Source organism: Streptomyces sp. CA-243310, from assembly GCF_050936775.1.
GTDB lineage: Bacteria > Actinomycetota > Actinomycetes > Streptomycetales > Streptomycetaceae > Streptomyces.
In genome coordinates this window covers 170,551-189,662 of sequence record NZ_JBNJMF010000003.1, presented here as the reverse complement: position 1 = coordinate 189,662, position 19,112 = coordinate 170,551, and the positions used below count along the sequence as shown (strand labels likewise).

The following is a 19,112-nucleotide window of genomic DNA, read 5'->3' as shown; positions in this document are numbered from 1 at the left end:
TGCACTGGAGGTTGGCCGGACTCGTACCGGAGTGAACACCTCCGGCCGATTGGAGCGCCGCGCCCACCCTCCCAGCAGGGGCACTCGCGACCTCGTGCACCGTCCCGACCTTCGCAAGCCTCCAACCAGCACAATCGGCTGTCATGACAGGTTCGTGCCACCTACCCTCCGCCCCCCTTCCGGCACCCCTCGCCGTGCTACGGTCGCGACGTGATGACGGGGGACGACAGCAGTCGGTTTTTGGCTGGGAAATCAGCACTGATCACGGGAGCGAGCGCCGGTATCGGAGCAGCCGCCGCCCGGGTGTTCTGTCGTGAGGGCGCCTCCGTGACCCTCGTGTCCCGCCGCGAGGACCCGCTGGCCACGCTGACCGACGAACTGCGCGCCGCCGGCCACCAGGTCCAGTACGTGGTCGCCGACGTCCGTGATTCCCGGGACGTGGCACGCGCCGTCGAGGCTGCCGTCACCTCGTTCGGCCGGCTGGATGCCGCCTTCAACAACGCGGGTGTCGGTGCGCTTCCGGCGCCCATGCACGAACTCGACGAGGACGTCTACGACACCATCATGGACACCAACGTCCGCGGGGTATGGAACTGCATGCGCCACGAGATCCGCGCCATGCTGACCACCGGCGGCGGCTCCATCGTCAACAACAGCAGCACCGCAGGGCTGGTCGCCACGCCCGTCGCCGCCCCCTACGTCGCCTCGAAGCACGCGGTCGTCGGCATGACCAAGGCAGCCGCTTGCGAGTACGCGCCGCACGGCATCCGCATCAACGCCATCGCACCCGGATCCACTCGCAGCGAGATGATCGACACCTGGCTCCAGCAGAACCCCGAGGTCGAGCAGATGCTCCTGAACTCGGCGCCGCTGCCCCGCATCGCGGAGCCCCAGGAGATCGCGGAGGCCGCTGCCTGGCTCTGCAGCGACCGCGCCTCGTTCGTGGTCGGCACCACCCTCTCCGTGGACGGCGGCTGGACCACCCGCTGAGATGATCGCCCGCCCGTGACCGCCGGATCCGCCGCGCCTCAGCCGCGCCTCAGCCGCAACAGCCGCTGCTGATAGACGAACGATCGACGAACGACCGCCTTCCGCGCCGCAATCGCCTGCGCGCCCGACCTCGATGTGCGGGCGGCGACCTGCCCCGAGTGGACGTTGTCCGATCTGGTGCGGCACCCGGTCGGTCGCGGTGCACACCTACGATGCTCAGCTCACCGCGGGCGCCCCGCAGTCGCTGCCGGACGACGTGGCAGTCGGATCGTTAACGGCGTTAACGCCGTTAACGATCCGCCCCTTGGTGGCATCGCCTGAGGCCCGGCCCCTCCCCAGCGCCCGCACCCACCGCCCCGCCCACCTTGCGCGTCCGAAACGCCAACGCGCCCCAGGCAAGACCGCCAAGAGCGTTAACGGCGTTAACGCCGTTAACGCCGACTTCGGTCGAGAGCGTTCCCGCTTCCCGTCGAAGGCGCCGCGCCCGCTCCCCGTCCAGTCCCCTGAACTCCCTCACCGGCGGCAGCAGCACCGGCACCACGAACTCCCGCATCCGCTCAGCAGCCACGCCCACGGCCCCCGCCCCGCGCGGTGCGAACGCCCCGAACACGACCGCCCCGAACGGCGCGTGCCCGTCCGTCGCATCCCTGCCGCCCGGGCCCCTCCGTCCGCGCGCGACCAGCCCTGCCCGCCTCAGCCCCGGGTCCGCCGCTCCACCAGCAAGCCCACACCGTCGAAGATCCGCTCCAGCCCGAACTCCAGCGCCTGGTCCTGCCCCCCGTGCTCCGCGACCGAGGCCAAGGCGGCACACAACGCCGGGTACCTCTCCCCGTGCTCGCGCATCACCTCACCCAGCACCCTCCCGAGCATCGCATCCGGCCCACTCGCAGCATCCGGCCCACTCTCTGCATACGCACCACTCTCCGCATACGCACCGCGGGTTCCATCCGGACCACTCGTTACACCCGGATCACTCGCCCCGCCCCTCGCTGCCCGCTCCTGCTCGGCGATCCCGCGGACGTGGCCCGCCACCAACACCACCGTGTCCATGGCCTCGGCCCCGCTCAGACCGCACCCGTCGAGCGCCACGAGGGCGCGCTCCATCCAGCCGATCTCCTTCGGCCCCATCACCCGCGCCCCCACGGTCGCCTCCAGCAACCACGGGTGTTCCCGGAATCCGGCGAGCAGGCCCCGCGCCCAGACTTCGAGCCCGCCCCGCCATCCGTCGGCGCCCGCCAAGGCCTCGTCCAGCAGAAGCGGTTCGGGCATCGCCGACTCCACCATCAGCGCGACCAGCTCCGACTTCCCCGGCACGTACCGGTAGAGGGCCATCTTGGTGACCCCCAGTTCGCCGGCCACCAGCTGCATCGACACGCCGCCCAGCCCTTGCGTGTCGGCGATCCGGCCGGCCGCCCCCGCGATGCCCTCCAGCGTGAGGCCCCGCTTAGGCCCGCGCGCGGGGCTGGTCGGCGGCCCCCACAGCAAGCGCACCGCCGCGCCCCACTCTTCGCCGGACATCGCCATCTCCTTGCGTTCGCACGAAAACTGCGTCTACCGTACACGGAACGAACTGCGTCCACCGGACGCAGTAATGTGCTCATCCAAGGAGACCCCGTGTCCCGACACCCCCAGCCCCCCATGACGGTCCTCATCTCCGGCGCGAGCATCGCCGGACCCGCCCTCGCCCACTGGCTGGGCCGCCACGGTTTCCGCCCCACGGTCGTCGAGATCGCCCCGGCTCTCCGCGCGGGTGGCCAGGCCGTCGACTTCCGCGGCACCACCCATCTCACCGTCCTGGAACGCATGGGCATCCTCGACGCGCTCCGCCGCATCCAGACCGGCGGCAGCCCCATGACCTTCGTCGACCAGGACGACAACGAACTCCTCCACCTCCCTGCGGAGTTCGCCGGCGGGGACATCGAGGTGCTCCGCGGGGACCTCTCGCGGGTGCTGTACGAAGCCTCACGCCCCACCACCGAGTACGTCTTCGGCGACTCCGTCACCGGCCTCACCGAGACCGCCACCGGCGTGCAGGTCACCTTCCGCCACTCCCCACCCCGCACCTTCGATCTCGTCATCGGCGCCGACGGCCTGCACTCCCACATCCGTCGGCTCGCCTTCGGCCCGGAGGAGCAGTACGTCAGGCACCTCGGCTACCACGCCGCATCCTGGTCCCTTCCGACCCGCCTTGACCTCCCCCGCCCCGGCAGTACCGGCTACAACGTTCCGGGCCGGCTGGCGTCCACGACCGCCGACCGTGCCTTCTTCGTCTTCGCCTCGCCGCCCGTGTCGTACGACCGCCACGACCACCGCGCCCGGAAGGAACACATCACCCGCGCCTTCAGTCCCCTCCCCTGGAGGACCCGCGAGCTCCTCGCCACCCTCCACGAAACCCCGGACCTGTACTTCGACTCCATCAGCCGAGCCGACGTCGACACCTGGTCCGCCGGAAGGGTGGCCCTCGTCGGAGACGCCGCCTGCGGGGCGACGATCGGCGGAATGGGCACCGGGACCGGGATCGTGGCCGCGTACGTTCTGGCCTCCGAACTCGCCCGCACCCCCGGAAACCACCAAGCCGCCTTCGCCCGCTACGAGTCCCTGGTCCGCCCGTACGCCGAGGGCTGCCAACGCGGTGGCGACCGTACGGGCCCTTTTCTGGCCCCCGCCACCCGACTCGGACTGCGCCTGCGCAACACCGTTCTCAGCCGACCCCGCTGTCTGGCCTGGATGCTGAAGCAGGGCCAGAAGGTCAGCACGCTCGCGCTCCCGGAATACCCCGCGCCCACCGGGGCGAGCGCGCACACGCCCTGACTGTCGGAAGGCCTCACTCCACTTAACGGCGTTAACGCCGTTAACGCCGTTAACGGTGCCCACCCTCTCCGCTCCGTCGAAGAGGACCGGGTCGAACCCGATCAAGCCCCCACAGACCGTCACCCCGCTCCGTGAAAAAGTACTTGTCGACTGGTTTTCTTTGTTCCCACCCCGCTAGATTGGCCAGACAGCCCCACCCGCACCACCCACCACAGCAGCACGATCGGTCGGACGACCGGACAGCATCAGGAGACACACGTGGCCAGGGTCAGACAGGAACGCGCCGAGGTCACCCGGCAGGCGATCCTAGACGGCGCGGCCATCGCGTTCGACGACGCCGGCTTCCACGGCACCAGCCTCAGCGACGTCGTCAAGCACGCCGGAGTCACCAAGGGCGCCCTCTACTTCCACTTCCAGTCGAAGGAAGCCCTCGCCCGCACCCTGATGGACGAACAGTTCCAGGTGTCCGACGACCTCCCGGCCATCGAGAGCCCCGGCCTCCAGACCGCCATCGACGTCACGCACCAGATGGCACACGGCCTGCGCACCAACGTCCGCATCCGGGCGGGCATCCGCCTGGTCATCGAGTTCGGTTCGTTCACCCACCCGGACTCGACGCCGTACAACACGTGGATGAACACCGCCCACACCCTGCTGACGCCGGCCCAGCAGGCGGGCGACGTACTCCCCGCGCTGGACGTCACCGACCTCTCGACCCTCCTCATCGGCTCGTTCACCGGCATCCAGGTCACCTCCTACGTCCGCACCACCCGCGAGGACCTCCACGCCCGGATCTCCGACCTGTGGACGTTCCTCCTCCCCGGCATCACGCCCGCGCACCGCATTTCCGCATTCGACCCGGCAGGCTCGCCCGAGTGCCGGGCCCAACTCGGTCTTCCGAACCCGGACTCCCCTGCGGACCAGGTCGGCTGACTGCGTATCCAGGGCGGCCTCGCACGCGCCGTGGTGAACCACGGGGGTGCTCGCCACGGCGTGTGCGAGGCCGCCCTGTCACGTGCCCGGGCCTGAAGAAGGCCACTGCGTATCGTTTCGTTAGCAAAACCCAAGCGTGGCGCTCACGAACACCCTGGAACGTTAGTAAAGTCCCTCTCATGACTTCACCCTCCTCCCAGAGCGACCGAGAGAAGGTCGTCTCCAAGCTCCCGCCGTGGCTGCGCCAGGAATTGAAGATCCGCACCGCTCAACTGCGGGTCGACATCCAGGACGCCGTCCACCAGGGCATCGCCCACTGGAGCGCCCTCGCCTCGGCACCGTCCCCCGTCGACACCTCCGGTGCCGAGTCGTTCTCCACCTGGCTGCCCGCCGGCCAGTGGGAGTCCTTCCGTACCGACTCCAAGCACCGCGGCGTCTCCCTGATCCAGGGTCTCGCCCAAGCCGTCCGGCTCTGGCTGGAGATGAACCCGGCTCCCACGGTGAAGCGGCCCTCCGTCGTACGACGCATCGTCGTCTGCAACCAGAAGGGCGGCGTCGGCAAGACCGCCGTCACCGCCGGCACGGCAGAAGCCCTCGCCGAGGATCCCGCCACCCTCCACCCGGTCCGCGTCGCCCGCCAACTGGCCCGTCGCTCCCCGGTCCAGGTCGACGGCGAGGCCACGTACGAGGCACAGCAGCCGCTGCCGACCACGCCCCTCGACCTCGAAGACCTCCCGGGCCTGGGCATGCGCGTCCTGCTCGTGGACTTCGACCCGCAGGGCCACCTCACCAAGCAGCTCGGTCGACAGCCGCTCCCCATCGGCGGGGACAGCCTGACCTGCCACATGGCCGGCGAGGCGAAGGGCCCGCTCGCCGACCTGATCGTCCCCATCCCGGACGAGCGTTTCGGCGACCGGCTGCACATCCTTCCGGCCTGCACCGACGCCTTCCTCCTCGACGTCCGTCTCTCCACCGTCCGCGCCCGCGAGGCCGCCCTCGAACGCGCCCTCGCCCCCGTCGAGGCCGATTACGACGTCATCCTCATCGACTGCCCCCCGAGCCTCGGCCTCAGCATGGACGCCGCCATCTACTACGGACGCCGCCGCGACGCCGAACAGTCCGGGGCCTCCGGCGCGCTGATCGTCGTACAGGCAGAGGACTCCTCGGCTGACGCGTACGACCTGCTCACCTCCCAGATCAACGATCTGCGCGACGACCTCAGCCTCGACATCGACTACCTCGGCCTCGTCGTGAACCTCTACGACGGGCGACGCGGCTACATCGCGACCTCGTCCCTCCAGGCCTGGATGGACATAAAGGATCCGCGGGTCGTCGCCATCGTCCCCGACCTCAAGGAACAGCGCGAGGCCGTACGGGTCAAGCAGCCACTGTTCGTCTACGCCCCCAAGGGCGACCAGGCGGTCGCCCTGCGCGCGCTCGCCAGGGAGATCTCATGAGCAAGGCCGACAAACTCGGAGTCTCGGCATCCTTCGCGCGAGCCCAGCCGGCAGGTGTCAGCTCCCGCCGCGCCGCAATCGCGGAGGCCACGGGCGCCCCCACCTCCGGGGTCGTCCCGCCCTCCGAGGTACCCATCGAGGCGCTGGCACACAACCCGTTCAACCTCCGCGAGGACCTGACCGAGCTGGACGAACTGGCCCAGTCCCTGGTCTCCCGCGGCCAACTCCAGCCCCTCGCGGTCGCCACCCGCATGGCGTTCATGGAGGCCCACCCGGGCCAGACCGATGGCCTCGGCCGCGCCCCGTACGTGGTGATCGACGGGAACCGGCGGCTCGCGGCCGCGCAGTTGGCCGGCCTCAAGACCATGCACATCCACGTCAACGACGCCCTGTCCGCGTCGGCGGCGGACATCCTCGAATCCGCACTGATCGCCAACGTGCACCGGGTCGACGTGGCACCCATGGACCAGGCCCGAGCGCTCCAGGAACTCGTCGACGTCCACGGTTCGCAGGCCCAGGTGGCCAGGCGGCTCGGCAAGACTCCGGCCTGGGTCTCCCAGCGCCTGACGCTGCTGAACCTCACGCCCACCCTTCAGGAGAAGGTGGAAACCGGCGAGCTCAAGGTGGAACCGGCCCGCCGTATCGGTCGCCTCCCCCAGGAGGAGCAGGCAGCGGCGGCGAGCGACGCCGCCGGCGCCGTCAATCCCCCACGCCAGCGCACCCGTGCGACGCCCGCTCCCGTCAACGGCGTCAACGGCGTTAACGCCGTTAACGCCGTCAAGCCCCCCGCAGCACCGGCAGCGCCCGCAGCACCGACAGCGCCCGAGTCAGTCACCGGCTCCCCCCGCATCACGATCTCCACGCACTCCCCGGAGACCATCGCGGACGCCCTCACCGCCCACCTCACACCCGACGACCTCAAGACCGTCACGGAGCTGCTGATGACCCGTATCTGATGCCGCGCCCACGCCGGGGGCGCCGGCGCCGTTAACGGCGTTAACGCCGTTAACGGCCCTCAGGCTCAGCCCACGCGTCCAGCCGCCGGGGCCCGCGTACCGGCGACTCCCCCGTCAACGGCGTTAACGGCGTTAACGGTGAGCCCCCCGCCTCCACATGCACCGCAAGATGAACAAGTGCGCCCCGACATCCGATCAGTACCCCATCGCCCGGCACCGCCAGCGCGCCATGCCAGGGACCGGATCAAAACCCCGCGCCCGGAACAAGGCGGCTCGTACCACCGGCCCGGTCATCGAGACCCGCGTCCGCTTCGGCTTCACCGCGGCGCCCGTGCCACGAGCCTCCTGGTCGCGTTCACCGACGTCGACCACGTCGACGTCGCCTTCCAGACGTTCCGCTCCGCAGGGTCCCAAGGGACTGAAGGGACTGAAATTCGCCATTGACCTCAACGCGTTTCAGCCAACCGTCTCCTGGGCGAGACACGGACATGGCCCCGAGAAACGTCAGGTCAGAGCGTTCCACGCCGGCAGGTGAGACGGGATTCCCGCCAAGGGAGACGGACCGGAGGGACCGAAGTCAGGCAACGGTGGGTGCGGAGAGCCCTCGCTGTGAGCGTTCGGTCTTCCTTCCCACCTGCCTGGGCTCGATCGTGCGCGGGTCGACGGCCTCGCCCGGAGCGCCTTCCCGATAGAGACCCTCGGGCTCGGCGTCCCGATCGTGCGGCAGGAGGTAGAACACACGCCGCTTCTGCAGGCCGCTGTCCGGATCGGCTTCCGCCGTCTCGCCGAGTTCGGTGAAACCGATCATGCGTCCGTCACGGTGGTAGCGCGGCTTTCCCCGACGGCGGGGGGTCTTGTCCAGGGCCTGTCGGACGTAGTCGAGCTCTTCAGGGTCCTCCAGCCACACCACTTTGACCTCGTGGGCGAGATCGCTGGCTGTCAGTAGCGAGCTCATGGCCTGAGTCCTTCCTCGTTCACGTCGGCCCTCCGGGCCCCTGGTCTCTCCGCGCCGCTCGCGGCGCCGATGCCGATATGCGACAGGACCGCGAGGGTCTCCGTCGGTGGGTGGGTGTGTTCATCGTCCTTGTCCATCGTAGGGGTGCCCGTCCCGAGGCGGCGGCACACGTCGGCCAGTCACGTCGTGCTTGCCCTGATCGCGTCACGCGGAACCTGCTCCTCGTCGGCCAGGAGGGCGAGCCCCGGGTAGAACTTCTGGCCGTTAGAACGGAGCATCTCGTTGGGCGAGGCGACGCCCGCCTCGGCTCGGATGCGTGTGGCGAACGCCCGCGTGGTGGCGGGGCGCAGGCCCTCCCCATCAAGGCACCAGGCACTGTAGGCGCGGTAGAGGGCTCCCTGCTCGACCTTGAGATCACGGGGTTCGGCGAGGTGCGCACCGGTGGTGCAGCACTCCAGGAGGAACCGCCCGATGTGGTCCTCGGTCGTGGCGTAGGCCTGGGTGGCCGCGCGCACGACGTTGGGGCCGGTCAAGGGCGGTTTGCCGGCGAGGTAGGCCTTGGCCCCCTGGATCATCCAGTGGAGGATCCCCGGTCCCTCCTCCTGCACGAGCGCCTCCGCCAGGTTGTCGATCTTCCGATGGTCGGGAACGACCTTCTCGAAGGGGATGAGCCGGATCCGGCGCCAGAAGGCATGGCCTCCGGTGCCGACCTCCGGGCGGTGGTTGCCCAGGAGCCACAGCTTGTGGGTGGGCTCGAAGCTGAAGAAGTCCTGCCGCATGCGGCGGGCCTTGAGGCGATCCCCACCGGTGAGGAGTTTGACACGCGCCTCGTCGAACTTGTCGTGCGGCTTGAGTTCGCTGCACACGAACAGCCGCCGTCCGTGGAGTTCGGTCAGCTCGGTGGAGTGCTCGTTGAACTTGCCGCGTTCCATCAGGAAGCCGGGCGGTGCCACGTCCGCGTAGTCGCCGAGGATCTTGATGACGACGTCGAGCAGGGCCGACTTGCCGTTCGCACCGACTCCGTAGAGGAAGGGCAGCACCTGCCCGCCGACGTCACCGGTGATGGAGTAGCCGAGCAGGAGATGAAGGAAGTGGATCATCTCCTTGCCCTTGTCGTCGTCGCCGAAGGTCTGCTTGAGGAACGTGTGGAACCGGGGCGTGGGCATGGCCTCGGGCGCCAGGTGGGTGGCGCGGGAGTGCAGGTCGCGGGTCGGGTTGGGCTTGTGGAGGTCGCCGGTACGAAGGTCCACGACGCCGGCGGGCGTGCACAGCGCGTACTTGTCGCCGTCCAGGGTGTCCGGGTCCAGGGCGAGTTCGGGTGAGGCCTTGGCCTGCGTGAGCATGGCCTTCACACCCGACGTCGACATGGTGCGCTTGCGGTGCTGGGCCAGTTCCCGATCGGTGAACACGCCGCGGGGGTCGTGCGCGGGCAGGTCCTCCGCCATGTCCCCGGCCGCCCAGATCGCGGCCTTCTCGCCGCCGGTGCGCTTCCACCGGTACTCGTCCCAGACGTACCAACCCAGGCCTTCGACGTGCCGGAAACGGTTGTGGTGGAGGTAGGCGAAGAGTTTGGCGTTGCCGCGGTCGGTGAGGTTGTGCAGGAGGCCCGCTTGGATGAAGTCGGCGCCCGCGCCGGGAGCTCCGCTCTGCTGAGCGGGCAGGCGTCGGCCCGGCGTCGCGGTGTCCGTGGTGAACGCGGCGAGCTGTTCCGCCGCTGCCTGGGCGTTGAACCCCGTGCTTCCAGCGCTGCTCATGGACGTCCCTTGGGGTGGATCGGTCGATCGCTTCCGGCGCGCAGCCCTGTTTCGACGATGAGTGCGATGCGGCGTGGCTGGTGGGGCCGGGCGTGCTCCGCGGCTTCGAGGAGCGAGCGCCGCGCCTCCGCCTCGGTGATGTGGCCCGCCGCCGCCAGTCCTCCGGCGGTGAACGCGGCCCGGTTGAGTTTCTCGCTGAACGCCGTTCCCTCGCGGCTCGCTCCGCAGGAGCGGACCTCGTCGAGGAGAGAGGCCAGCACGCGCTGTCCGTCCTGTCGGTGACCGCGGGAGGCCGCGGCCTTCGCCCCTGGCACGGGGGGCTCCTGCGGAACGGGTGGGGCGTCCACACGGTGACCGGTTCGGACGAGTTCGGCGGAGAGCCACAGGGGCAGGGCGGCCGGCACGCGGGCTCCGGGCAGCGGTTCGTAGACTCCGGCGACGGTACGCGTCGAGGGGGCCACGATGTACCCGCCCACGGCACGGACGTCGACCTGCCAGGCGAGCGCCACCCTGGAACTCGATCCGCTGGAGCAGCGGAAGCGGGGGCCGTCCTGGGCTGCCCGGTACCAGATGTGCATCCCTCCGGAGGGCGTACGGACACGCAACGTCGACGTGTCCTCGCAGGGGTTGGGCGCGGACCTGTACGCGGCCAGCAGCGCCAGGGTGTCGTATCCGCTCTCCAGTCCGGTCAGGTCGACGCGGTCGTCGATGGGGATGCCCGGCAGCAGTTTCCCTCGGTCCGGGACCGTCGCCCCGTGGGCATCGACGTCGACGACGACCAGCCCCGCGGGTCCACAGGAGACTCCGATGCCGGGTTCCGGATCGGTCCCCCACCACCGGCGCACCGTGTCGGGGTCCGTGGTCGCCGCGTGGAAACCGTGGCACCAACCTCCCCGGGAGCGGCAGGGGCAGTCCTGAGGCGCGTGTCGGGCCGTTCGGCAGTCCGAGCAGTTCGGTGCGGGTGTCTTGGTCCCCGGGGCCAGAGGGTGCACGGGGTAGCCCCTGAGGGCCATCCAGAGCGCCACGTCCAGTGCTGTCCCGCCGCGCACCTCTTGTGGCGGGTTCTCGGAATGGACGGGCACTGGCTCTTCCTTGACGCGATGTGAGGAACGGTTGTTGCTGTCCCGGTGCCGGTCCCCCGAAGTGCGTTCTCACCTGCAGTTCAGGGACCAGAGGGACTGAAGATTCACTATCGCGGAGGTTACCCCAGAGTCCGGGGAGACTCAGGTTGATTTTGCCGCTGTATTGAGAGTTCAGTCCCTTCAGTCCCTCAGTACCTGGAGTTTTAGGCAGGTTCATCCGGAAAAAATCTTGCCCTGAAGGTGAACGACTCCCGGGCGTGTCGCTGCCGTTCACCGAGGGGTTCGGGCTCACGGCTCGTTCCATCCTCCAGTCAGGCTCCGGTGAGGCCTCTCCCGTCAGTCCCTCCCGACTCGGCCGGCCCCGCAGTGTGCTTCCGAGCGGAGCCAGTCGGCGTCAGGTACTGAAGCGCTTCGACTCCGGTTCAGTCCCTACCTGTTCAGTCCCTTGGAAAAGTCGCAGGTCAGAGAGGTTGAGATCCACCCGGAGGGACTGAAGGGACTCAAAGTTGGTACTTCCACTTCTCATGCGTGTGTGTACATGTGCAGGCGTAAGCAAGAGGTCCTGTATTCCTGGGTGGCTCATAACTGCGAAATTGAGTCCCTCCAGTCCCTGAACGACGAGGGAGGAGCCGCTGACCAGCAGGTTTATGCAGTGACTAAAGCGACAGGGACCGAAGGGGTCCCACCCGCGTTCAGTACCTGTTCCGGGGGGAGCGGGTACCGAGGGAGGGGGTGGGCCCTCCGGAACCCTCCAGGAACGTCCCCGGGCCCTCCCTCGGACAGTCCGTCAGACCCTGAGCGCACCCGGCTTCGCGAGGCTCGGACCCCGCCATGGACCCAGAGCCCTGGAAGGCCCCCCTGAGGCCCTACCGGCACCCGACCCGCCGGGGAGTCCACGAGCGCCCCCTACGGCCCCGAGGGCCCCACAGAGGGCTTCAGGGAGCTTTCGGGGCCCTTCGATGGGGGATTGACCGGCAGTCACAGGTCCGCGGTGGCCCGAAGCAGGGGGACCCCGATGAGCCCTGCCGGTGGAGGCGGGGCGCCGGACCTGCCCCCTGCCGGGTTCCCGAGTCCAGGGCAGTGCCGGGGGCGCCCGAGGGACTGTCGAGGCCGCCCGCGCGCCTCCGAGGCCGAGTTCACTCCCTGGGTGCGTTCGGCCCCTGGGCAGTACCGCCTCCATCGACGCAGGTCAGAGGGTTCTCGTGGGAAGGAGTGAGGGACCGGAGGGACTGAAGGGACTGGAATGTCAAATTCCGTTCACCCGGCGTTCCGTGGGGGTCCCGATCGAAGCCCGGGACCGCAGGATCGCCCCGGAGTCGGCCTCTTCACGGACGGAGACCCGGAAAAAGTTCAGTCGCTGGCTTCAGTCGCTCCAGAAAACTGCAGCTCAGAGCACCTCCACGCACCCAATCAGCGACTGAAGCGACTCAACTTCAGGTATATGAAGACATTCATGTGTGCGCGTGTGCGTCATATATAGGGGGCTTCAGTCGCTTCAGTCGCTGTTGGTGCTGCTGTAGGCCTGTGACCTGCGATTCTTCTGAGAGCGACTCAAGCGACTGAAACCGTTGGGTCGCTCCGTCCTTCGCTTCAGTCGCTGGGGAGAGACCCAACGGTCGTGCAGCGACACGCCGAGCCAGATAGCCGCGACACGCTGCGCCCGCTTCCCCACCGACTTCGCTAGGCTGTGTTCGTTGTTGAGTCGCTTCAGTCGCTGTGAGAGGAAGTGCATGCCCGCTGAGCTGCGGTTTTCTCGCAGCGACTCAGGGCAGCCCACCCCTGAGCGCTCAGTCGCCGGCCTGAGACTGGCCCGGTGGTGCGCCAGCAACGGCTGGCCAGTCCACCCGTTGGCGCCCGGTCGCAAAACCCCCACTGCCAACTGCCACGACTGCGGCGAACAAGGCCATACCCACACCGACTGCCCCTGCCTGCCGGCTGGTCGCTGGTGTCACGGCTTCCACGCCGCGACCCTGGACTACTCCCGCATCGAGCAGTGGTGGACCACCAACCCGTCGCTGGGCGTCGGCGTCGCCTGCGGCCCGGCGGACATCGTCGTCATCGACATCGACGCCCACGAGAGCGAACTCCCCCACCGCGACAGGCTCCTCCCCGGGATCCCCGTCGGTGACGCCGTCGACCTGCGGGGCCTGCGAACGGGCTTTCACTCCCTGGCCGTGTTGGCGGCGCTCCGAGGCGAGAACTCCCCCGCCGACGACGCGTCGACCCTTCGCGTACAGACGCCCTCGGGCGGCATGCACGTCTGGTACCGGGCCACCGACGGGCGGCGGTGGCAGTGCTCCACGGGATCCGGCAAGAGGGCCCTCGCCTGGCAGGTCGACATCCGAGCCCACGGCGGGTACATCATCGCGCCCGGCACCAGCACGTCCGCCGGAACGTACAAGCCTCTCGGGTCCGTACGCCGGCCCGCCCCACTGCCCGCGTGGCTCGCCCAGGAACTCCAGCGGACCGGACACCTGCCCGCCGCCCACATTCCGGCCCCCCGCCCGGTGCCCCCGAGGGCCCGCCAGGCCGTCCTCGCGGCCGGTGGAGGCCAGGACAAGACCTCACGGCTCCTCACCGCCCTCCTCGCCGACGTCGTGTCCTGCGCACAGTTCGCCGAAGGCGCAGGCTTCACGGAGAAGCTGAACAGGGCCGCCTACACGCTGGGAGGCCTCGTTGCCGCGGGCCATCTCAGCGACTCCGACGCGCAGGAGGCTCTGCGGGACGCCGCCGCAGCCGCCCGTCCCGGCCAAGAGCAGCGTTCCGGCCGGATCATTCGCAGCGGCATCGCCGCCGGCGCACAGCGCCCCCTGCACCTTGGAGGCCGCCGGTGAACCCCGCACCCGAGACCCACGGCTTCCTCTTCGACTTCGACCCCGAGGCCGTCGCCGCGCAGATCCTCGCCCAGGCGCCACCGCCTCCCCTGCCCGCCCAGGGCGGAGAGCAGGCGCACCTGGATCACGCGACCCCCGCCGGACTCCTCCCCGACACCCTCAGCGACCGCGGCAACGCCAAACTCTTCGTACGGCTGTACGCGGGCGACTATCGCCACGTCCCGGGCCTGGGTTGGTACCGCTGGGACACCACCCGCTGGCAGGTCGACGAGGACGACACCGTCGTCTGGGCGGCGGGAGACCTCGCCGAGGCCATCGCCACCACCGACCCCCGCGGGCTCCACAGCAACCAGTCCCTGCAGAAGCACCGGCGCCGGGCCCTGAGCACCTCGGGTGTGAACGCCATGCTCACCCAGGCGAAGTCCGCCCCCGGCATGGTCCTCAGGGCCGAACTCCTCGATGCCGACCCGTACGCGCTGTGCACTCCCGCAGGCATCGTCGACCTGCACACCGGACTCCTGCGGGCCCCCCGGCCCGACAAGGACTTCCACTCCCGCTCGACGTCCACCGGACCCAAGCAGCAGCCCACACCCCGCTGGGAGCGCTTCCTCACCGACACCTTCGGAGCGGACACCGAGGGCCGGGAGATGATCGACTTCCTCCACCTCATGCTGGGCTACTCCATCACCGGTGACGTCGGCGCCCAGGTGATGCCCTTTCTGTTCGGCGCGGGGAAGAACGGCAAGTCCGTCCTCCTCGACGTCCTCATGAAGCTGCTGGGCGATTACGCGGACGCGGCGCCGCCCGGATTCCTGATGGCCCGCGCCTTCGACGGTCACCCCACCGAACTCGCCGAGCTCCACGGCAGGCGTGTCATCGTCTGCTCCGAGGTCAAGCCCGGCGACAAGTTCGACGAGGCCCGCGTCAAGCTCCTCACCGGCGGCGACCGCATCAAGGCGCGCCGGATGCGGCAGGACTTCTTCTCCTTCGCGCCCACCCACAAGCTCTGGCTCATCGGCAACCACCGCCCCGAGGTCGGCACCGGCGGTTTCGCGTTCTGGCGCCGCATGCGCCTGGTCCCCTTCGAGAAGGTCGTCTCCGACGACCGGAAGATCGACAACCTCGCCGACATCCTCGTCACCGAGGAAGGTCCCGGCATCCTCGCCTGGCTCATCGACGGCGCGCGCCGCTACCTCGCCGGTGAGAAGGACCTCACCGGACCCGCCCCCGTCCGTATCGCGACCACCGCATACGCGGAAACCGAAGACCACACCGGCCGCTTCTTCGAGGAATGCTGCACCTTCCACGCCGACCACCGGGCCGAACAAGCCCGCCTCTACAGCGTCTACCGCACCTGGTGTCAGAATGAGGGCGCGCCCACCGTTTCCTCCCGCGCCTTCGCGGCACGGGCCCGAGAACTCGTGGGCCTCGCCTCACCCAAAGAAATGATCTTGTCCAACTCGAAGAAGTACTACCCCGGCATCGGACTGCTCGCAGAGGAGGAGAACGCGTGAGCTCGCTCATCTCCGACGACGAGATCCGTCACGAAGTCGACCTGATCTGGCTCGAGGACGTCGCGGAGCTCGACTACGTCCGCCAGTCCCTCGACCGCCTCCCCACCCGCCGAGGCAAGCCCGCCTACCACCGCGACGGCCGACTCGTCGGCTACGCCCAACTCGGGCCGCAAGCCAAGCCCTCCAGGTCCAGCGGCACGTTCCGCCGGCGTGTCTTCTGGCTCCTGCCGCACGACCGCGACAGCGTCCCGGACGGCCTCTACGCCTCCGGAGCCCCGGCGGAAGCGGTCGACCCCACCACGCTGGCGGCCGGGAGCAAGGGTCGCAAGACCGAACGGTCGGAGCGGCCGGCGCAAGCCGCCGACCTCTGACGGTTGTCCCGCCGGTCCGTCGGGGCGACGGTTCGACGGACCGACGGACCGACGGACCATCGGGAGAACCCATGCCGGTGCTTGAGTCGCTTCAGTCGCTGATCCCTGGCTTGCAGCGCTCTGATCTGCGGTGACGTGAAAGCGACTGAAGCGGGACCGTGCTCGGCCGGGTCTCCGCCGTGGCAAGGCCCTTCGTACGCGGCGCGCACGTCTCGCTGTTCACGGTGAGACACGCGTGTGGTGCACGGTGAGATCCGCGTGCCGCTTGCCCCGCCGTGGCCAGGGCCCGACGTCGAGGACCTCGGGTCGTCCCGACCGCGGGCATCCGCGCCCCAGGGGCAGATCGGAGCCGGCGAGGGCGGAGGCGGCGAGATCACCGCGGCACGTCCTCAGGAGGGCTCCGGCCATCACCGCAACGCCTCCCGGCAGCCACGGCAGTGGATCCAGGCGGGCCGGGCGGCCGACTCCCCCACCCCCAAGGCCGGCGAACCGTCAACTCCCTTGTCTCTCAGGGTTCCAAGGGTCGGGCCGCCGGTGCGCGCACGTCCCTGGCGCTCTTCGGCAGGTACGGCACAGGCGCTAACGGCGTGAGCAGCGAGGGAGGAACTACCGTTGAAACAAGGCAAAACGCATCTAACGTGCAGCTTGAAACCGTCCGCGCGGCAGTATGCTGCCGTCCATGTCATCTCCCACCTCGGGAGGTGAGCGGGAGAAGCTCGTCTCCAAGCTGCCCGCCCACCTCCAGCAAGCACTCAAGGTCCGCGCGGCACAGCTGCAGACCGACATGCAGGACGCCGTCACCAACGGCATCCACGCCTGGCGGAACTGCACCGACGAACTGCCCGACGTCAACACCGCCGGGGCCGACTCGTTCGGCACCTACCTGCCCGAAGGCCTCTACGAGGAATTCAAGGCCGACTGTCGCGAGCGCGGTGTCTCCTACATCCAGGGACTGGCCCAATCCGTGGTGCTCTGGCTCGCGGACAACCCCGCCGAAGCGACGGCGACCACCCGGCGGATCGTCGTCTGCAACCAGAAGGGTGGCGTCGGCAAGACCGCCGTCTCCGCAGGTCTCGCCCAGGCCCTCGCCGAGGACCCGACGGCCGTCGGCGCAGCGGCCGACGCGGCGACCGGAGGCCTGCGCGTCCTCCTCGTCGACTACGACCCGCAGGGCCACCTCACCCACCAGCTCGGCCTCACCGCCATCCCCGCCGGCGAGGAAAGCCTCATCACCCACATGCTGCACCGCGACCAGGCCAAGCACGCGCTGCTCGACCTGACGGTCGCCATAGACGGTGACCGGTTCGGCGACCGACTGCGGATCCTGCCCGCGGCGTTCGACGCGTTCCTCCTCGACTCGGGCCTCACCACGTTCCGCGGTCTGCGCCACGCCGCACTCGAACGTGCCCTCGCACCCCTCGAAGAGCACTTCGACGTCATCGTCCTGGACGCGCCGCCCAGTCTCGGCCTCGCCATGGACGCCGCCCTGACCTACGGCCGCCAGAGGGACGGTGAGAAGCCCGGTTCATCCGGCCTCGTCGTTCCCGTGGAAGCCGAGGACACCTCGGCCCAGGCCTACGGCATGCTCATCCAGCAGATCGACTCCGTCGCGCGGGACTTCGACGTCGTCATCGAACAGCTGGGTCTCGTCGTCAACAAGTTCGACAGCCGCCGCGGGTACATCGCGACGTCCTCGTTGGACAAGTGGAAGTCGCTCGGTACTCCCCCGGTCCTCGCCGTCGTACCGGACGTGAAGGAGCAGCGCGAAGCCGTGCGCAAGCAGCGTGCGCTCCTCGACTACGCGCCCGACTGCGAGCAGTCCCACCAGATGAGGAAGATCGCCCGAGGGGTGAAACTCCCGTGAGCAAGGCGGACATGCTGGGGGACTCCCCCACCTTCAACGCGGTCGCTCAGCCCATGAGCAGCCGCGCGGCCTCCTTCGCGCGATTCTCCGGGCAGGACGTTCCCGCTGCCGAGGCCGCGCACGTCGGCCAGGCCGGGACGCTCCGTGTCGCCCTCGACGCCCTCGCGCACAACCCGTACAACCCGCGTGAGGAACTCAAGGCCGTCGAGGACCTCGCGGACAGTCTCACGTCGCGAGGCGTCATCCAGCCCCTCGCCGTCGTGACCCGACAGGCTTTCCTCGCCGCGCACCCCGGCCAGGAGGACAAGGTCGGAGCGGCCGCGTACATCGTCGTGGACGGTAACCGGCGCCTCGCCGCCGCGAACCTCGCCGGCCTGGACGACGTACCGGTCCACCTCGACGACTCTCTCGCAGAGGACGCCGACACCCTCCTGGAAACCGCCCTCACGGCCGCCATCCAGCACGAGAGCCTCGACCCGCTCGACGAAGCCAAAGCCCTGGAACGGCTCGTCCAGGTCCACGGATCCCAGCGCGCCGTCGCCCGGGCCCTGGGCAAGTCCAGCCCTTGGGTCACCCAACGCATCGCCCTGCTCAAGCTCACCCCCGAGCTTCAGAAGCAGGTCGAGGACCGCACCCTCCCGGTCGAGATCGCCCGCAACGTCGGTCAGTTGCCCGCGCAGCAACAGCAGCCGGCCGCGGAAGGAGCCCTCGCCAAGCGTGCCGCCGGCAAGGTGCGCAAGAAGGCCGGCCCGGGTGCTAACGCCGTTAGCACCCCCGACCCGGTTCCTGCTCCGGCTCGCTCCACCGCCACAAGCGGCAAGCAGGAGGAGCAGTACGACGTACCACCTGTGAGCCCGGAGTCCGGTACAGCGCGGGTGCCGTGGCACGACGGCAATGAGGTGGCCGACCTCGTCTTCGAGAGGATGGCCGAGGCGCAGCGTGCGGTACTCCTGGAACGCCTTCTGGCTGCCCGGAGCGAGGGGTAACCGGTTTCCCCGGCGGGCGAGGTGGGGTGCTAACGGCGTTAGCACCCCACCTCGGCCCGTTCTGAATCGGCTCGTACAAGATGGTGGGCATGACAGACACACCCCCGTCCGTCCCCGCGTCCCTGCCGGACCGGCAGGCGATCGAGCACATCCTTGGCCGTCCCTTGAGCCGGCAGTGGCCGGCGGATGCCCTGCCGGCGGGTGCTCGGGTCACCGTCGTTCGTGACATGAACGGGAACGGCGGTTGGCAGGTCGAATTCCCCGGAACCATCGACGCCACGGGCGCGCCCGAGGCGAACGAGCACGCCCAGGCGATCATCGGCGAGCTGAAGTACTGGGTGGCCTTCGACGAGCCGCAGTACGACACTGCGGGGGAGGGGCCCTACCGCAAGGCCCAGATCTGGGGTCGACACCTGAAACCCGCGGGGGAGAGCTGAGGGACCCCCGGATGGACAGGCCGCAGCGCCGCCTTCCGGGCGGCCGTGCCGTTCCACATCACGCCCCGCTCAACTCTGGCCGGCGTGAACGGGCAGACGACCGACCACACATCGCCGATCCGGAAGTCCCGAGCAGCCGCATCCATCATCGGGCCAGGGGAGAGGAAC

General features: G+C 69.3%; 16 protein-coding genes. 12 read left to right on the top strand and 4 right to left on the bottom strand.

All coding sequences use genetic code 11. The features are described from left to right. Nucleotides 1-213 precede the first annotated feature (213 nt). Together ACQEVM_RS34210 and ACQEVM_RS34205 are read left to right on the top strand one after the other, a co-directional pair. Complete coding sequence (locus ACQEVM_RS34210) at nucleotides 214-990, top strand: SDR family NAD(P)-dependent oxidoreductase (protein WP_433086936.1); 777 nt, start codon at nucleotides 214-216, stop codon at nucleotides 988-990. Between the two features lie 135 nt (nucleotides 991-1,125). Beyond that, nucleotides 1,126-1,311 carry a hypothetical protein gene (locus ACQEVM_RS34205; RefSeq protein WP_433085857.1) on the top strand — a complete coding sequence of 62 codons (186 nt, stop codon included), beginning with the start codon at nucleotides 1,126-1,128 and terminating at the stop codon, nucleotides 1,309-1,311. A gap of 372 nt (nucleotides 1,312-1,683) precedes the next feature. Here ACQEVM_RS34205 and ACQEVM_RS34200 read toward each other — a convergent pair whose 3' ends face one another. Then, on the bottom strand, nucleotides 1,684-2,508 hold the full coding sequence (locus ACQEVM_RS34200; RefSeq protein ID WP_433085855.1) for a TetR/AcrR family transcriptional regulator: 825 nt from the start codon (nucleotides 2,506-2,508) through the stop codon (nucleotides 1,684-1,686). Between the two features lie 120 nt (nucleotides 2,509-2,628). On the opposite strand from ACQEVM_RS34200, the gene ACQEVM_RS34195 reads away from it, so the two are divergent. The 4 genes from ACQEVM_RS34195 (at nucleotide 2,629) to ACQEVM_RS34180 (ending at nucleotide 7,147) form a co-directional block, all read left to right on the top strand. Then, nucleotides 2,629-3,801 carry an FAD-dependent monooxygenase gene (locus ACQEVM_RS34195; protein ID WP_433086934.1) on the top strand — a complete coding sequence of 391 codons (1,173 nt, stop codon included), beginning with the start codon at nucleotides 2,629-2,631 and terminating at the stop codon, nucleotides 3,799-3,801. Between the two features lie 258 nt (nucleotides 3,802-4,059). Further along, on the top strand, nucleotides 4,060-4,734 hold the full coding sequence (locus ACQEVM_RS34190) for a ScbR family autoregulator-binding transcription factor (protein ID WP_433085853.1): 675 nt from the start codon (nucleotides 4,060-4,062) through the stop codon (nucleotides 4,732-4,734). 179 nt (nucleotides 4,735-4,913) lie between these two features. After that, a complete protein-coding gene (locus tag ACQEVM_RS34185) occupies nucleotides 4,914-6,191 on the top strand; it encodes a ParA family protein (protein WP_433085851.1) in 1,278 nt (425 codons plus the stop codon). Further along, nucleotides 6,188-7,147 carry a ParB/RepB/Spo0J family partition protein gene (locus ACQEVM_RS34180; RefSeq protein WP_433085849.1) on the top strand — a complete coding sequence of 320 codons (960 nt, stop codon included), beginning with the start codon at nucleotides 6,188-6,190 and terminating at the stop codon, nucleotides 7,145-7,147. The genes ACQEVM_RS34185 and ACQEVM_RS34180 overlap by 4 nt, the downstream gene beginning before the upstream one ends. Before the next feature lie 577 nt (nucleotides 7,148-7,724). On the opposite strand, the gene ACQEVM_RS34175 is transcribed toward ACQEVM_RS34180, so the two are convergent. From ACQEVM_RS34175 to ACQEVM_RS34165, 3 genes are all read right to left on the bottom strand, one after another. Further along, nucleotides 7,725-8,102 carry a DUF6009 family protein gene (locus ACQEVM_RS34175; RefSeq protein WP_267801927.1) on the bottom strand — a complete coding sequence of 126 codons (378 nt, stop codon included), beginning with the start codon at nucleotides 8,100-8,102 and terminating at the stop codon, nucleotides 7,725-7,727. Nucleotides 8,103-8,281: 179 nt separating this feature from the next. Next, a complete protein-coding gene (locus ACQEVM_RS34170) occupies nucleotides 8,282-9,856 on the bottom strand; it encodes a DNA primase family protein (protein ID WP_053685109.1) in 1,575 nt (524 codons plus the stop codon). Next, nucleotides 9,853-10,938, bottom strand: coding sequence for a bifunctional DNA primase/polymerase (locus ACQEVM_RS34165; protein WP_433085846.1), 1,086 nt, complete (start codon nucleotides 10,936-10,938; stop codon nucleotides 9,853-9,855). Before ACQEVM_RS34165 ends, ACQEVM_RS34170 begins: the two co-directional genes overlap by 4 nt. A 1,730-nt stretch (nucleotides 10,939-12,668) precedes the next feature. Between ACQEVM_RS34165 and ACQEVM_RS34160 the strand changes: the two genes are divergently transcribed. The 6 genes from ACQEVM_RS34160 to ACQEVM_RS34135 all read left to right on the top strand — a co-directional run bounded on the left by ACQEVM_RS34160 (nucleotide 12,669) and on the right by ACQEVM_RS34135 (nucleotide 18,944). Next, nucleotides 12,669-13,772 carry a bifunctional DNA primase/polymerase gene (locus ACQEVM_RS34160; protein ID WP_433085844.1) on the top strand — a complete coding sequence of 368 codons (1,104 nt, stop codon included), beginning with the start codon at nucleotides 12,669-12,671 and terminating at the stop codon, nucleotides 13,770-13,772. Continuing rightward, nucleotides 13,769-15,286, top strand: a complete 1,518-nt coding sequence (locus ACQEVM_RS34155; RefSeq protein ID WP_433085842.1) for a DNA primase family protein — start codon at nucleotides 13,769-13,771, stop codon at nucleotides 15,284-15,286. The genes ACQEVM_RS34160 and ACQEVM_RS34155 overlap by 4 nt, the downstream gene beginning before the upstream one ends. After that, the gene (locus tag ACQEVM_RS34150) at nucleotides 15,283-15,657 is read left to right on the top strand and encodes a DUF6009 family protein (protein WP_433085840.1); all 375 of its coding nucleotides are present in this window, start codon (nucleotides 15,283-15,285) and stop codon (nucleotides 15,655-15,657) included. The genes ACQEVM_RS34155 and ACQEVM_RS34150 overlap by 4 nt, the downstream gene beginning before the upstream one ends. Nucleotides 15,658-16,336: 679 nt before the next feature. Further along, nucleotides 16,337-17,521, top strand: coding sequence for a ParA family protein (locus ACQEVM_RS34145; protein WP_433085838.1), 1,185 nt, complete (start codon nucleotides 16,337-16,339; stop codon nucleotides 17,519-17,521). Beyond that, entirely contained in the window at nucleotides 17,518-18,507 is a 990-nt protein-coding gene (locus ACQEVM_RS34140) for a ParB/RepB/Spo0J family partition protein (protein WP_433085836.1), read from the top strand. Before ACQEVM_RS34145 ends, ACQEVM_RS34140 begins: the two co-directional genes overlap by 4 nt. A gap of 89 nt (nucleotides 18,508-18,596) precedes the next feature. Beyond that, on the top strand, nucleotides 18,597-18,944 hold the full coding sequence (locus ACQEVM_RS34135) for a ferrous iron transport protein A (RefSeq protein ID WP_433085834.1): 348 nt from the start codon (nucleotides 18,597-18,599) through the stop codon (nucleotides 18,942-18,944). Nucleotides 18,945-19,112: the final 168 nt, after the last annotated feature.